Source organism: Arthrobacter sp. S39 (genome assembly GCF_004320525.1).
GTDB lineage: Bacteria > Actinomycetota > Actinomycetes > Actinomycetales > Micrococcaceae > Arthrobacter.
Genome location: NZ_SIHX01000001.1, coordinates 662,843 through 677,808, shown reverse-complemented (window position 1 = coordinate 677,808; position 14,966 = coordinate 662,843). Strand labels below are relative to the sequence as shown.

The 14,966-nt window shown below is 68.5% G+C and carries 14 protein-coding genes; 2 read left to right on the top strand and 12 right to left on the bottom strand.

Going from position 1 to position 14,966, the window contains the following annotated elements:
* Positions 1-12: 12 nt before the first annotated feature.
* The 4 genes from EYS21_RS03200 to EYS21_RS03185 form a co-directional block, all read right to left on the bottom strand.
* Entirely contained in the window at positions 13-1,326 is a 1,314-nt protein-coding gene (locus tag EYS21_RS03200) for an MFS transporter (protein WP_242633278.1), read from the bottom strand.
* A gap of 143 nt (positions 1,327-1,469) precedes the next feature.
* Complete coding sequence (locus EYS21_RS03195) at positions 1,470-4,502, bottom strand: SMC family ATPase (RefSeq protein WP_131131724.1); 3,033 nt, start codon at positions 4,500-4,502, stop codon at positions 1,470-1,472.
* The gene (locus tag EYS21_RS03190) at positions 4,499-5,689 is read right to left on the bottom strand and encodes an exonuclease SbcCD subunit D (protein WP_131131723.1); all 1,191 of its coding nucleotides are present in this window, start codon (positions 5,687-5,689) and stop codon (positions 4,499-4,501) included. Before EYS21_RS03190 ends, EYS21_RS03195 begins: the two co-directional genes overlap by 4 nt.
* 91 nt (positions 5,690-5,780) lie before the next feature.
* Positions 5,781-6,752: an aquaporin gene (locus EYS21_RS03185; protein WP_131131722.1), complete on the bottom strand. Its 972-nt coding sequence runs from the start codon at positions 6,750-6,752 to the stop codon at positions 5,781-5,783.
* Between the two features lie 166 nt (positions 6,753-6,918).
* Here EYS21_RS03185 and EYS21_RS03180 point away from each other — a divergent pair, with 166 nt between their 5' ends.
* On the top strand, positions 6,919-8,001 hold the full coding sequence (locus EYS21_RS03180; RefSeq protein WP_131131721.1) for an ADP-ribosylglycohydrolase family protein: 1,083 nt from the start codon (positions 6,919-6,921) through the stop codon (positions 7,999-8,001).
* Here the strand turns inward: EYS21_RS03180 and EYS21_RS03175 are convergent.
* Positions 7,988-8,524 (bottom strand): DUF4395 domain-containing protein, encoded by a 537-nt coding sequence (locus EYS21_RS03175; protein ID WP_131131720.1) that lies wholly within the window; start codon positions 8,522-8,524, stop codon positions 7,988-7,990. The genes EYS21_RS03180 and EYS21_RS03175 overlap by 14 nt on opposite strands.
* 55 nt (positions 8,525-8,579) lie before the next feature.
* Positions 8,580-9,608, bottom strand: coding sequence for an exonuclease domain-containing protein (locus EYS21_RS03170; RefSeq protein ID WP_131131719.1), 1,029 nt, complete (start codon positions 9,606-9,608; stop codon positions 8,580-8,582).
* Between the two features lie 123 nt (positions 9,609-9,731).
* On the opposite strand from EYS21_RS03170, the gene EYS21_RS03165 reads away from it, so the two are divergent.
* A complete protein-coding gene (locus EYS21_RS03165) occupies positions 9,732-10,508 on the top strand; it encodes a VTT domain-containing protein (protein WP_131131905.1) in 777 nt (258 codons plus the stop codon).
* A 116-nt stretch (positions 10,509-10,624) separates the two neighbouring features.
* On the opposite strand, the gene rdgB is transcribed toward EYS21_RS03165, so the two are convergent.
* The 6 genes from rdgB to murI all read right to left on the bottom strand — a co-directional run bounded on the left by rdgB (position 10,625) and on the right by murI (position 14,921).
* The gene (rdgB, locus tag EYS21_RS03160; protein WP_131131718.1) at positions 10,625-11,287 is read right to left on the bottom strand and encodes an RdgB/HAM1 family non-canonical purine NTP pyrophosphatase; all 663 of its coding nucleotides are present in this window, start codon (positions 11,285-11,287) and stop codon (positions 10,625-10,627) included.
* Positions 11,284-12,042: a ribonuclease PH gene (rph, locus tag EYS21_RS03155; protein ID WP_131131717.1), complete on the bottom strand. Its 759-nt coding sequence runs from the start codon at positions 12,040-12,042 to the stop codon at positions 11,284-11,286. Before rph ends, rdgB begins: the two co-directional genes overlap by 4 nt.
* Before the next feature lie 57 nt (positions 12,043-12,099).
* A complete protein-coding gene (locus EYS21_RS03150) occupies positions 12,100-12,324 on the bottom strand; it encodes a helix-turn-helix transcriptional regulator (RefSeq protein ID WP_131131716.1) in 225 nt (74 codons plus the stop codon).
* A complete protein-coding gene (locus EYS21_RS03145) occupies positions 12,324-12,944 on the bottom strand; it encodes a hypothetical protein (RefSeq protein ID WP_242633250.1) in 621 nt (206 codons plus the stop codon). The genes EYS21_RS03150 and EYS21_RS03145 overlap by 1 nt, the downstream gene beginning before the upstream one ends.
* A gap of 118 nt (positions 12,945-13,062) precedes the next feature.
* Entirely contained in the window at positions 13,063-13,860 is a 798-nt protein-coding gene (locus tag EYS21_RS03140; protein ID WP_131131715.1) for an MBL fold metallo-hydrolase, read from the bottom strand.
* Positions 13,857-14,921, bottom strand: a complete 1,065-nt coding sequence (gene murI, locus EYS21_RS03135) for a glutamate racemase (protein ID WP_131131714.1) — start codon at positions 14,919-14,921, stop codon at positions 13,857-13,859. The genes EYS21_RS03140 and murI overlap by 4 nt, the downstream gene beginning before the upstream one ends.
* Between the last annotated feature and the right edge of the window lie 45 nt (positions 14,922-14,966).

Below are 14,966 nucleotides of genomic sequence, written 5' to 3'. Positions count from 1 at the left end.
GCGGCGGGCGGCTTAGGCCGGCTTCCGGCGGAGCACGACGGCGGACGCGGCACCCAGCAGGACAAGGGCCGCCGCCGCGGCAACCGGCACCAGGAACGCCCCCGAATAGCCGTGCGCCTGCGCCAGCTGGCCGGCCACCGCGGCACCGGCGGCGGTGCCGGCCACAATGCCGCTGGCCAGTGCCGTCATCACGGTTCCCAGCCGGCCGGCGGGGGCGATGTGGCCGCCGATCGCGAAGACGGTCACCATGACCGGGCCCACCGGGATGCCCAGGACCAGGAGCACCAGCACCATGCCCGTCGCCGTCGTGGGGACAAACAGCAAAAAGGCCAGCGCCGCCATCAGCACAGCACCCAGCAGCCACCGCGCTGAGAGCGTGAGGCGCTGCGGCCAGTAGGCCACGGACAATGCTGCGACGGCGGAGCTCACGCCCATCACGGCATACAGCAAGCCGGCAATTTCCGAGGTGGCAAAGCCTGCCGAAAATGAGCTGAGCGCTGTCTGGGTCGCGCCAAAGAAGGTGCCCATGCAGACCATGGCCAGGACCGGCAGTGCCACTGCCAACGGAATCCTGGCTGGGATGGCCTTCGCCCCGCCGTCCTGCCTGGCGGGAACGCGGCGGTGGATGGGCACGGCCTGGTGCGTCCGGTGGACGGCAAACGCGGGAACAAGGGTGATGGTCAGGGCAGCGGCCAGGGCAAGGGGAAGCCAGGGCGCGACGAGGCTGGCGAGGATTCCCACCAGGGCAGGCCCCAGGACAAAGGTGAGTTCGTCCGCGGTGCTCTCGTAGGACAGTGCGGTGTCGAGGTCCTGTTTGTTCGCAGCTTTGTTGGTGGCGGCCGCACTGCTTTGCGGGCTTTGGGACGTCAATGCCATCCACCGGACCCGTGCCAGCGGGCCCACCTGCGGGCAGCTGGCCCCCGAGGCAAACGCGGCGGCGAGCAGGGCCGCGGGGAAGGCCCCGGCCGGGGTCATGGCGTAGGCTGCGGCGATCAGTACGAGCACAGCAAAGGCGTTGAAGGCGGCTGCGATCAGGAGGACCGGGCGCTGGCCCCTCCGGTCGGCCAGGGCCCCAAGCACAGGTGCGCCAATGGCAGAGCCGATTCCGACCGCACCTGCTGCGGTGCCGCCCACGGCGTACGAGCCGCTGACCGAGGTCACCAGGGTCAGGGTACCGACGGTGAGCATGGCCAAAGGCAGGCGGGCGAACAGTCCCAGCGGAACAAAGCTGCGTCCGGCCAGCTGCGGAAGCCGGGCAAAGCGGCCTTTTGCGGATTGCCGGGGAGCGTCAGGTCCAGCGACTTCAGGCCGGGGGTTGTCCTGCAGGGAGGGGGTTGTGGGGAGGGTTGAAGGATTCAAGGTTCCGGGCTCGTTCGTTCATGCGCATCGTCCCTCCTCCCGATGCGCGCAACCCGGTAACTGTTCGATTATAGCCCTGCCGGCCGGGCCAGGGGGCTGGCGTGCCGCTCTTATGAGAGCGGCGGTGCCGTGTCGGAGATGTGGAGCGTGGACCCGTTGCGGCCCTTGACCACCTGGAGCTGGACTCCGATGCGCTGCTTCATTTCGCCCACATGGCTGACCAGCCCCACCACCCGGCCGCCGTCCCGCAGGCCTTCGAGTGCATCCATCACCTGTTCGAGCGACTGCTCGTCCAGGCTGCCGAAGCCTTCGTCCACAAACAGCGTCTCAATCTGGATTCCCCCGGATTCGTGCTGGACCACATCGGCCAGGCCGAGCGCCAGCGACAGGGATGCCATGAATGATTCACCGCCGGAAAGCGTTGACGTGTCCCGGCGGTGCCCCGTCCACTGGTCCACCACTTCCAGTCCCAGCCCCGATTTGGCTCCGCGCGCGGCTTTGGCGTCGGTGTGCTGGAGCAGGTAGCGGCCGTCGCTCATGGCGACAAGGCGCTCAGATGCCGCAAGGGCCACCTGTTCCAGACGTGCAGCGAGGACATAACTGTTCAGGCTCATGCGGTAGGTGTTGTCGCCGCGTCCGCCCGCGGCTTCCGCCAGGGCGGTCAGCATCCGTGCGCGCTCCCGCGGAGCGCTGCCGGAGCCGGCAAGGTCCCGGTACTCGGCCACGATGGCATCCAAGGATTCCACGCAACGCTTCGCCATGCCCGCGGCCAGCCCCGCAGTGCGTGCCTCTGCCTCAGCCTGTGCAGCAGCTGACCGCAGCCCCGCGAGCTGAGCCTCGTCCGGGACCAGCTCCGAGGCCAGTTCCTCAAGAGCCAGGACGACCTCCTCAGACGCAAAGAGCTCGGCCACCCTCGCTTGTTCGTCGTGCCCGGCGCGGACGGTGGCCTGCAGCGAGGCGGCCTCGGCACCGCCCAGCAGTTCGGCCCGGGCCTCTTCGGCCGTACGGAAGCCCGCTTCCGGCAGGGCCAGGTCCAGCTGCTGCCTGGCGTCGGCCGACCGGAGCTCCGCCTGGTCCAGCTGGGTCTGCGCCTGCACGGTCTTTTCAAGCGTTCCGGCCGCATCCTTCAGCGCACGCAGCCGGTGCGTCAGATCGCGGTGGCCGGACCTGAGGCCGGACAGCGATTCGCTGAGGGCCGTTGCCTGGTCCAGGACCTCGGCCAGGGTGGACTCAACCTGGGCAAGGTCCGCACCGGCGCCGGACCTGCCCGTCTCCGCTTCAGCGATGCGGGTTTCGATTCCGGTGAGCCGCAGGCGCATCCCGGCCAGCTTGTCAGCCGCCTGCGCGGAGCGTTCGGCAGCGCGCCGTGCCTCATCGGCGGCCTCCCGGGCAATGTCTTCGGGGGTGTCCCCGCCCTGGCCTGCCAGGACGGCCACCAGCTGCTTCGCCGCTGCCAGCTCTGTGCCCAGCTCTGAGAGCCGGGCCTCGGCCGCTTCGAACTCCTCGCGGGCTTCTTCTTCGGCCTCGCCCAGCAGGAGGGCTGACTGGGCCGCCTTTGCCGGGGACGGGTGATCCGGGCTGCCGCACACAGGGCAGGGCACGTCGTCGGCGAGCTGCGCCGCGAGTTCAGCTGCCGCATTCGCCAGGCGCTCTTCGCGGAGGTCGAGCCAGCGGCGCTTTTTCTGCAGCTGGTCCTCGCGGCAGGCCTCGTAGTGCTCTGACGCCAGCTGCTGTGCCGCCACGGCAGTCCGGTAGCGGCGGACAACGTCCAGCAGTTCGTCGGCCGCGGCTGCTTCCTTGGTGTGCATGACGGCGGCTGCAGCGAGTTCGGCGAGTGGCTCCTGGCCCGCGGACAGGTCCGTGTACTCCGCCCGCAAGGCCTCGAGCCTGCCGCCAAGGTCAACCTCGATAACGTGCAGCTCTTCCTTCTTCCGGCCCAGGTCCGCCCGCCTGGCAGTGAGGGCCAGGAGCCGCTCTTCGTCCGGCAGCCGCGCTTCCACCACGGCGAGCAGCGAGCGCAGCCGGCTCAGTTCCGGGGCGGCATCGGGTACGTCCGGATCAAGCCACGCCAGCTCCGGGTCCCCGTCCGCTGCCATGCGCAGGAGCGTGAGGGCTGACTCGCGGGCTGCAGCCGCACTGCGGAGCCGGGCTTCTGCCTTGTCCACAGCCTGCAGCTGGCCGGTCAGTACTTCCGCCTGGCGGTGCCGGGAAAGCCGCGCGGCGTGCGCGTCCAGGACCGGGGCTGCCTCGTCGGCCGCCGCTTTGCGGGCTGCCGCGGCTTCCAACCGGCGCTGCCGCTCCGTCCTGGCAACGGCAGTGTCCAGCAACTGCCGGTGCTCACGGCTCAGCGAAGTGGCTGCCTCCGCCTCCCCGGCCAGGCCGGCGGCGCGGACGGCGAGGGCCGCCTGCAGCCACTCAATCCGGGCCTCAGCGTCCCCCGCCGGCGGCGTCCCGGTTTCGTCGAGGCCGACGGCGGATACCTCGGCTTCAGCCCTCGCTGCCAGCAGCTCAAGTTGTCCGTTCAGGCGTGAAACGTCGTTCCGTGCGGCCTGGGCCAGGAGTGAAAGCTCCTGTTCCACTGCTTCGAAACGCTGGGTGCCGAAGAGTTTCTGCAGCAGGTCCAGGCGGTCAGATGCCTTGGACCGCAGGAACGCGGCGAAGTCGCCCTGCGGGAGCATCACCACGCGGGTGAACTGTTCGCGGTCCATCCCCAGCAGGCCGGTGATTTCGGCGCCCGCTTCGTCGTTGCGGCCGGATTTTTCGATCCAGTCCCCGTTCACCCGTTCGCGCAGGAGGGTCTTGGCCTGCTGGGTGGTGTACCCGTTCTTCCCGCGCGCGCTGGGCTTGTCCCACGCCGGCGAACGGGTGACTTCGAAGTGCCGGCCCTGGGCCGAGAACTCGCAGCTGACGGCCGGTTCCGAGGCGGGGTCCGCATGGTCGCTGCGCAGGCGTTTGCCGTCCTGCCGCGCGCCGGGAACCGAGCCATACAGCGCGAAGCAGATGGCGTCCAGGACGCTGGTCTTGCCGGCGCCGGTGGGTCCGTTGAGGAGGAACAGCCCGTGGGCACTGAGCCGGTCGAAGTCGATTTCCTCGGTGCCGGCGAAGGGCCCGAACGCGGAGATCCGCAGCCGGTGGATCCTCACAGCGATGCCTCCTGGAGCCGCACGTTGTCCAGGGCCGCTGCGAGCGCGGCCCGTTCGGCGTCGTCGGCTTCCCGGCCGCGGACATGGTCGAGGAATCCGCAGCAGACGGAGAGGTCGTCCTCGGCCTCCGCCAGCCTGCTGCTGTAGCTGGCTGCCGGCTTCACGGCTCCGCCCTGGGGATCAAAGCCCAGCACCAGGGTGTCCGGGAAACGTGACCGCAGTCTTTCCATGGCCTGGGCGGGCCGCTGGGCATCCGTCACGGTGATCTGGCAGTAGGCGTCCTCTGCCCAGGCGTGGTCGCTGGATTCCAGCAGTTCCGTGATTCCGCCGCGGAGCACTGCAAGTTTCCGGGGAGCCTTCCAGGCCAGTTCCGTGACGCCGGCAACCCCGGCAGGGCCGACGTCGATCAGCCAGCCGCCTTTTTGGTGTTTGGCTTCCGAGAAGGAATAGGCCAGCGGGGACCCGGAGTACCTGACCTGGGGAGAGAGCGACTGGCGGCCGTGCAGGTGGCCCAGCGCGGTATAGCTGAAACCGTCGAACAGGTCCAGGGGGACGGCTCCCACTCCCCCGATGCTGAGGTCCCGTTCGCTGTCCGAGCTGATGCCGCCGCTGGCAAAGGTGTGTGCCAGCACTACGGAATGGACAGTGCCCAGGGCGCTGCGGCGCTGAAGATCCGCCCGGATGAGGTCCGTGGCTGCCCGCGTGACCTCGAAGTGGCTGGCCGTCTCCACGCCCAGCGGTTCCGCCACCAGGCGCGGTTCCAGCCACGGAATGCCGTAAATGGCCAGCATGGCGCCCTCAGCCCCGGTGTCCGCCGCAGCTGTCCCGTCCAGGGGCAGCAGCAGCGGCTGGTCCAGTTCGGCCAGCCTGGTGCGAAGGTGCACTCCGCCGCGTTCCAGCAGGCGTGAGGCAAAGCCCAGCCTGATGGCGGAGTCATGGTTTCCGCTGGTCAGGACCACTTTGGCGCCGGCTCCGGTCAGCCTGACCAGGGCGTCGTCCAGCAGGCCCACGACGTCCACGCCCGGCAGGGCGCGGTCGTACACGTCGCCGGCGATCAGGACCACGTCAACAGCGTCTTCCGTGACGGCGCTGACGAGCTGGTCGATGAAGGACCGCTGGGCGTCCAGCATCCCGACGCCGTGGAACGACCGGCCCAGATGCCAGTCCGATGTGTGCAATAACCGCATATTCCTACGCTATCGGCTGGCACTGACAGTTTGAGCCAGCCCCGCTGCGGGGCCCTTGCCCTCGCGCACGGCCGGGCCCCTGGCGGGCAGCTTAACCGCGCTTTCCGTCGAAGAACTCCTGCGCCTCGTCACCCTTGGCCGCCGGTACAGCTGCGGGGGCGGACGCAACTGCATCCCCGGACCGGTCGACGTCGTCGGCCTCAGCGATGTCCTCGGACCCGTCAACGTCGTGGTGCTCATCCAACTCGCCATCTGCAGCGTCTGCAGAAGCAGCAGCCGTGGCCGCGCCTGCAGCCTCCGCGGAGACAGCAAAGCCGCGGAAGACCAGCCCGGCGATGGCTGCGCCGACCAGCGGCGCCACCCAGAAGACCCAGAGCTGCTCCAGCGACCAGGAGGAGGAGAAGATGGCCGAGGCTGTGGCGCGGGCCGGGTTGAAGGGCGCATTTCCTACGGACTGGCCCAGCTGGAGCAGCACTGCGAAGGCCAGGCCCACGGCCACGGGCGCAGCAGCTTTGTTGACGCCGGTACGGGCGGTGGCACCGAGGAAGATGGAAACCAGGATCGCGGCGCCCAGCACTTCCAGCAGCAGGACCGCGGCCATCGGGGCCTGGATGATGGAGTGCTCACCAAAGCCCGCCGTGACGGTGTCGAACGCCGTCCGGCTGTCCTGGATGCTGGGAAGGGTGCGCAGGATCGCGAAAAGTGCCAGGGCACCGAGCAGGGCACCGACCAGCTGCGCGCCGATGTAGGCGGCGGCGTGGCCCAGCCGGATCCGCCCGGCCACGGCATGGCCGACGGTCACGGCCGGGTTGAAGTGCCCGCCGGACACGTAGCCGAATGCGAGCATGACCGCGGTGACCGCGAGGCCGGCGGCGAGCGCGGCAGGCAGCGGGCTGGACTGCGGGATGGTGAAAAGCGGCACGCCCAGGCCGGCGACCACCAGGAACAGGCTGCCGAACGCTTCGGCCGACAGCCTGGCCACCAGCCCGTAGCTGGCCGGGACAGCGCCGGCCCCGGAGGGCTGGGCGTTGTGTGCGTGGTGGACGGGCACAGGCGTGGTCATGTTGGGGCAGTCCTTTGCATAGGGTGTGGGCTCAGCGGCCGGGTGCTGCCCTGGGCTTTATGCACCAGGGAGCCCCTGCATTCTGCCAGCGGAGTCTGGACGTTGGCTGGATCCGAGCTTAGCGCCCCGTGCAGGCAACCCGCCGCGCCACGGTAAATTTACTGTCATGAGCAATGATCCGGGCGCCCCTGCCGTGCCCTCGCTGGAGTCCCGCATCCACGGCTGCCTGCTGGGCGGAGCGCTGGGCGACTCGCTGGGCTACGCCGTCGAGTTCGATTCCATCACGGAGATCCGCCGCCGTTTCGGTCCGGCGGGACTGACGGACTTTTCAGCGGTCGACGGCGGGAGCCACTTCTCGGACGACACCCAGATGACGCTGTACACCGTTGACGGGCTCGTGGAGGCGCTCGAATGGGCCAACTCAGGAGTGGGCGCCGACGCCAACGCCTGCCTCTGGCTGGCGTACCTCCGCTGGCTGGCCAGCCAGGGTGAGGCGGCACCGTCCTCCGCACCGGTGCCCCAGCCGCGCTGGATCGACACGCAGGAGGTGCTCCGGCACCGCCGCGCCCCGGGCGCAGCCTGCATCAGCGGACTCGCCACCGGCGAGATGGGAACCTCGTTCCGTCCCGTAAATCCGGACTCCAAGGGCTGCGGGACGGTGATGCGGTCCGCGCCGTTCGGACTGATACCCCACATCACGCCGGACGCCGTCTACAAACTGAGTGCCGACGCCGCCGCCCTGACGCACGGCCATCCGTCCGCGCGGCAGAGTGCGGGAGCCTTCAGCCTGCTGATTAACAGGCTGGTGTCCGGCGACACCCTGCGGGCAGCAGCGGCGACGGTCCTGGATGATGTGCGGGCACTGGTCGACGCCGCCCCGGAACTGCCGCTGCGGCTGGAGGCGGCGGTCCGCCTGGCCGAAACCGGCATCGTGGGCCCGGAGGAACTGGTGCAGCAGCTCGGCGAGGGCTGGGTCGCTGAGGAGGCATTCGCCGTCGGGCTTTACGCGGTCCTGGCAACGGCCCCGGACAGCACAGGATCCGGTGCCCCGGAAGACCACTTCCGCGCCGCCGTCGGCCTGGCCGTCAATCACAGCGGCGACAGCGACTCCACCGGTTCGATCGCGGGCAACATCCTTGGCGCCTACTACGGCGAGGCGTGCCTTCCGGCGGCCTGGCTGGAACAGCTGGAGGCACCGCACGTCATCCGCGGCATGGCGGACATGCTGGTGGGCGTCACAACCGCCTGAGGGAGATGTTGTTGCAGGCCTCGCAGACTTCCGCCGGGATGAGTCCGCGGCGCTGCAGCAGCCCGAAAATGACACAGCCCAGGCAGAAGCCCGCAAATGCTTCCAAGGACGCGGCAAGGATGAGAACTGCCAGCACGATCCACGCTGCGGGAGCGGCGCCCGCCGCGAAGAGGATCAGTGCCGTGGTGGAGACCACGGTGCCCATGCCCTGGGCGAACCGCTTGGGCGGCCCCGGGACGAGCTTAGGCCGCCCCAGCCGCGGCGCCAGGACTTTCACCGAGAGCAGGGCCAGCGGTGAAATCCGGGGGCCGAACAGCACGCGGAGCCAGAACCCGGCGGCAATGACCAGCAGCCCCCAGCCGGAACCGGTCAAGAGCGTGGCGCCGGCCAGCAGCACCACCAGCCCGGCAGTGATCCGGGCAGCGTAATCGTTGACCGGGTTGGGGAAGGCAAACACCGCACGCCAGTCGATCCCCGTCCGGGTGGCAGCGGGGGTGGTCTTAACGCCGGTGGATTTGCTCATGCTGCAAGGCTAGGAGCACGCCGGGCGGTGCGGAAGGTTTGTTGCGCCAGATGAATCAGGCGGTGTGTGCTGCCGCAGCCGCGCCGGCCGTGGCGTAGCCGCCCACCATCTGGAGGAATTCGCCTTCGGAGAGGACCTCGATCAGCTGGCCGCGTTCGTGCAGTTCCAGGACGCGCCGGGCCTTGCCCGTCAGCCTCCCGGAGCGCAGGTCCGAGGCCACAAATCCGTCGCCGACAACCAGCACGGTGGTCCGTGCCGTCACCCTGCTTTCGGGCCGGGCGCCGAACTCCGCGGAGCGGACCTTGGCTTCAGGCCGTGCCATGGAGAGCTCCCCGGTGAAGACCACCGTCTGGCCGTACAGCGGATGGCCGGGTTCGGCGTCGGCGTTGGGCAGCGGGTTGGCACCCTCCTCCGGCCACCCCGACCGGAACGGCAGGACCCGGGCCGGGCCACCGCCATCGGCGACGGCCACCGCGGCAAGGCTTTGCTTGGACAGCGCGTCCCGTGACGGGTCAAACGCCGGCTGGTGGGCAAGTGCGAGGCCCAGCGACAAGTAAAGTTCGGCGATGCTGTTGGCACCGTTGCGCGCTGCGATATCGATCAGGATTCCGGCGCAGGCCCGGGCATCCTCGCCGGCGTCGTGGTGGTTGACCAAAGGAACGCCGGCTTCTTCAGCGGCGAAGGGCAGGGAGTTCGAGACGAGCGAATAGCAGCGCCGGGACAGCATGACCGTGCAAACGTAGTCGTAGGCCGGCCCGGGAAGGCCCGACACCTCCAGGCCGGACCTGATGACGCCGAGGTCGAAGGCCGCATTGTGGGCCACCAGGATGTCGTCGCCGATGAAGGCGCCCATTTCGGGAAAGAGTTCACCGAACCGTGGAAGTCCGGCAACGTCCTCGGCACGGATGCCGTGGATCCGGACGTTGTGGTAATCGAAGTGGTCATGGTTTTCCGGGGGGCGCATCAGCCAGGACGCCTCGGCGACCACTTTGCCGCCCCGGACCTTCGTCAGGCCCACCGCGCACGGTGAACCCCGGAAGCCGTTGGCTGTTTCGAAGTCGATCGCCGTAAAGTCCAAACCCACGGCCCATACTTTACCGCCGGCCAAGGCCGTTCCTGTGTCACCGCGGCGGCCCTGTCGCGGATATCACCATGACAATCGGCCTGGCGTCGGGTCAAGTACCCTGAGTAGGTGAACTTTCTTGCGATCAGCGACCTTGCCGCGCCCATGCTGGGAGGTGCCGGACCGGTCCAGCCGCAGCTGGCATCGTTCCTGCCCGACTGGCTGAACCCCCAGGTTTTCCTGGCCGATCCCGCACTCGCCCCCTGGGTGGTGCTGCTGGTCTGCGGAATCGTCTTTGCCGAGACCGGCCTGCTGGTGGGTTTTTTCCTGCCCGGCGATTCAATGCTGTTTACGGCCGGCCTGCTGGTGGCCACGGACACCATCAAGTTCAATGTCTGGCTCCTGGCGCTGCTGATCACGGTCTCCGCGATTATCGGCAACCAGACCGGCTACCTGATCGGTTCCAAGGCCGGTCCTGCCATCTTCAACAAGCCCAATTCCCGCCTGTTCAAGCGTGAAAACGTGGAGAATGCCCATGCGTTCTTCGAGAAGCACGGCGGCAAGGCCCTGATCCTGGCCCGCTTCGTTCCGATCATCAGGACGTTCGTTCCCGTCATTGTGGGCGTAGCCCAGATGGACAAGAAGAAGTTCTTCCTCTTCAATGTGATCGGCGCAGTCCTGTGGGGCAGCGGCGTGACCCTCCTCGGCTACCTTCTGGGCGACAGGGTCCCGTGGGTCAGGGACAACCTGGACATCATCTTCATCGCCATCGTGCTGCTCTCCGTGATTCCGATCGGCATCGAGGTGCTCCGCGGCATCTCGGCCAAGCGCCAGGCCGCCAAGTACGGCACGGATCCGGTGGACGAGTTCATCGAGGAGCACGAACCCGCAGCCGAGCGGAAGACCCACCCGGAGCACTGAGCCCCACCGCAGCACCGCCGGCCCAACGCCGGAAACTGGAAGGGAGCCCTGCAGGTGCATGGCTCCCTTCCTTGTCTCCAGGCCGGTTCTTCCGGCCATCGCCTCCAGACCCGGCGCTACGTCCGGGCGAGTGCCTCGACGATGGCAGGCAGCAGTGCCCGGAAGGCCTGGCCCCGGTGGCTGATGGCGTTCTTCTCCTCGGCGGACAGCTCGGCGCAGCTGCGTTCTTCGCCGACGGGCTGCAGGACGGGATCGTAGCCGAACCCGCCCTCACCGCGCGGCTCGCGCAGCAGGGTCCCCTCAAGCTGCCCGTATTCCACCGTTTCGTGGGCCGTGCCAACCGCTGAGGGAACGGCCAGCGCGGCGGCGCAGACGAACGCCGCCCCGCGGTGCCCGTCCGGGACATCAGACAGCTGGTCCAGCAGGAGCCGCAGGTTGGCGGCGTCGTCCCCGTGCCGGCCGGCCCACCGTGCGGAAAATATGCCCGGCGCCCCGCCCAGGACGTCGACAGCCAGGCCCGAATCGTCGGCAATGGCCACCAGGCCGGTCGCTTCGGCTACCGCGCGGGCCTTCAGCAGCGAGTTCTCGGCAAACGTCACACCCGTTTCGACGACGTCCGGCGCACCGGCCGCCGCGGCGTCCACGACCTGGGTGTCGACGTCGAGCCCGGGAACCTGGCCGCGCAGCAGCTCCCGCAACTCGCGGAGCTTACCCTTATTGTGCGTGGCGAGGACGAGCCGGGGCCCTGCGCCGTCGGAACCTGTTCCGGCCTGGCTCACAGGGCGTCCGCGAGGGTTTCGCGCTGGATCGCCGCCAGCTGGGTGGTGCCCAGGAGGGCCAGATCGAGGAGCTGGTTGAGCTCGTCACGGTCGAAGGGAGCGCCCTCTGCGGTGCCCTGGACCTCAACAAACTTCCCGGAACCGGTGACCACAACATTCATGTCGGTCTCGGCCCGGACATCCTCAACGTAGGGCAGGTCCAGCATGGGGACACCGTCGATGATGCCCACGGAAACAGCCGCAATGGTGTCGATCAGGGGCTGGGCGTTCTTGGCGATCAGCTTGTTGTCGCGGGCGAAGCGGATGGCGTCGGCCAGGGCCACGTAGGCGCCCGTGATGGCGGCTGTGCGGGTTCCGCCGTCGGCCTGCAGGACGTCGCAGTCCAGCACGATGGTGTTCTCGCCCAGGGCCTTGGTGTCGATGATGGAGCGCAGCGAACGGCCGATCAGCCGGGAGATCTCGTGGGTCCGTCCGCCGATCTTGCCCTTGACCGACTCGCGGTCCGAACGGGTGTTGGTGGCGCGCGGCAGCATGGCGTATTCGGCGGTGACCCAGCCCCGGCCTTCACCCTTGAGCCAGCGCGGCACCCCGGCGGTCAGCGAAGCCGTGCACAGGACCCGTGTGTTGCCGAACTCGATCAGAGCAGAGCCCTCTGCCTGCTTGGACCATCCGCGGGTGATGCTGATGGGGCGGAGCTGGTCGGGGGTACGGCCGTCGGCGCGCACTACGGGCACTGCGGTTGCTTCTGAAGTCATGGCTTTAGCTTATCGACTCGCCGCCGCGCGCCCGGCCACCTCCGGAGGCACCGGTGCCTATTCGGGCTGATACGAGAGCAGATCGCCGACGCTGCAGTCCAGGACCTCGCACAGTGCAGTCAGCGTCGAGAACCTGATCGCCTTCGCCCGGTTGTTCTTCAGCACAGACAGGTTCACGAGGCTCACGCCTACCCGCCGGCTCAGTTCCGTCAGGCTCATGCCGCGCTCCGCCAGCAGTTCATCGAGCCGGCAGTGGATCGCCGAATAATCCTCGGCCGGCATCAGACAAGCCCCTCGGTATCCTTCTGCAGCCGGCGGCCGAACTGGAAAACGCCGGCGATGAGCACCAGGACGACGCCGGCCACCAGTGGCGTGAAATTGAAGCTGGCCGTGAAGCCGTCGCTTTGCCCGTTGGCGGCGATCAGGCGGGCAATGCGCGTGCGGGCGACCGCATCGAGAACCTGTCCGGCGCTGCCGGCGAGGGCCAGGACCACGCCGCAGGATCCCACAATCCATGCCGAAGCCGGAGTGAAGAGGTTCTCCCCGCGGAGCCGGAGGGCGAGCAGGAACAGCAGGGCCGCCACAGCCAGGACGCTGACCTGGCCCAGGACGCCGGCCCACGCCAGAAGCGCGGCCTCGTCCGAAGGAAGGGCAGGAATGGTTGCTTCCATGGCCGTGAAGCGTGCCGTGGCACCCAGTTCCAGCCCGGTGGGGTCCTGCGGCGAAGAGTGCAGGGGCAAGGTCAGCGTCACCGGTCCCGCAAACGTTGCAATGATTCCGGCGATGGCCAGAAAAGTCGTGGCGGCCGCCGCAATGGCAGCGACGGCCATGATCGCCACAGCATCCGTGCGCGACACCATTTTCCGCTGGCCTGACTGCAGGCGGTTCCCGATCTGTTCCACTGTTCCCCCAAGTATTATCGATGATCGTTATTAACGAATAACGATAAGCTATCGGAAGAACCTGTGCAGCACCAGTACGGGAACCGTAAAGGACCGAGTGGGCAGGGGGCCAAGCGTCCTAGATCGTGTAGTGCACTCCGGCCACGGCAACCGCCACGTCGCCGCCGAAGACCGGCCGGGCCTCGGCCATGACCGTGGTGGGTGAGGTCCAGACGGGAATGTGCGTGAGCAGGAGCCGGCGCGCCCCGGCAGCCGCTGCGGCCTCGCCGGCCCGCTTGCCGGTCAGGTGCACGTCCTTGATGCCGTCGTCGCGGCCTTCCTCGAAGGCCGCCTCGCAGAGGAACAGGTCGGCATCCTTGGCCGCCTCCTCCAGGCCGGCACAGGAATCGGTGTCCCCGGAATAGGTCAGCACCCGGCTGATCTGGTTGCCTTCCTTGTCCGGCTCCGTGACCTCCACCCGGAGGGCGTAGGCCTCCTCCACCGGATGGTTCACGGCGAACGGGGTGATGGTGAACGGCCCCAGGGTCACGGGCCCGCGTTCGGTCCAGTTGGTGAAGTCGAACTCCTCGTGCATGCCGGGGTCCAGGTCCAGGCCGTACGCGGTGGCCATCCGGTCGGCGGTGGCCGCCGGGCCCCAGACCGGAATCCTGCCGCGTCCCCAGCCGCCCGGCTTCCAGCGGACCGCCACGTGCAGGCCGCAGAGGTCCATGCAGTGGTCCGGGTGCAGGTGGGTCAGGAAAATCGCGTCGATGTCCTCAAGGTCGGTGTACCGCTGGATGGCGCCGAGCGCGCCGCTGCCCAGGTCCATCACGATCTTCCACGTCCGTTCGCCGTCGTTGGCGGTCAGGAGGTAGCACGACGCCGGCGATCCCGGGCCCGGGAAGGAACCGGTGCAGCCAACGATGGTGAGCTTCACTGGGCTGGACCTCCGGCCCGGCCGCTGTCCACGAAGTTCGACAGCCTCCGCTGCGGCCTGATGCTCCCGGAGGCGCCCTGTGCAGCGGCAATCATCTCGGGGGTGATCCGGGCGAGGCTGCCGGTGGGGTACTGGGCGGAGACGTGGTCCACGTGCCGGACGGACAGGACCTCGGGTCCGAGGAAGCGGCGGGCGAGGGCTTCGAACTGGCCGGCATCGCCGGTGGCGATGAAGTGGTGTTCCGGCGGCGACGCGGTGGTCCGCTGCAGGTCATGGGTGGCCAGTGCCCGGTAAACGTCCTTGGCTGTCTCTTCCGCGCTGGAAACGAGCGTCACGGACTCGCCCATCACATAGGAAATGACACCGGTGAGCAACGGGTAGTGCGTGCAGCCGAGGACCACAGTGTCCACCCCGGCAGCCTTCAGCGGGGCGAGGTATTCCTCGGCGACGGCCAGCAGCGCGGGCCCGGTGGTAATGCCCGCTTCGACGTAGCTGACGAACTCGGGGCAGGCCACGGACGTGATCTGCAGGTCCGGCGCCGCGGCGAACGTGTCCTCGTAGGCGCGGGAGCCGACAGTGGCGGACGTTCCGATCACGCCCACTCGTCCGGTCCGGGTGGCAGCCACGGCCCGCCGCACGGCCGGCTGGATCACCTCAATCACGGGAATCCCGTACTTGGCGGTGTACCGCTCCCGGGCATCGCGCAGGACCGCGGCCGACGCCGAATTGCAGGCGATGGTGAGCAGCTTGACGCCGGAGTCCACCAGTTCGTCCATCACACCCAGGGCGTTGGCCCTGACTTCGGCGATGGGCAGGGGTCCGTACGGCCCGTGGGCGGTGTCCCCGACGTAAAGGATCGATTCGTTGGGCAGCTGGTCGATAATGGACCGCGCCACCGTCAGCCCGCCGACCCCGGAATCAAAGATGCCGATGGGCCGGGATCCGAGGTGACCGCCGGTACTGCTGCTGGCTGGGGACGCCGCAGCAGCTGCTGACGGGTCCGTGCTCGAGGCTGTTGTCATGATTATTCGAGGATAGGTCTTCCCTGTGGTCGCGGCCATCACATTGTGGCGTCCGACTCATGTCTAATTTGTCACAGTGCAGCG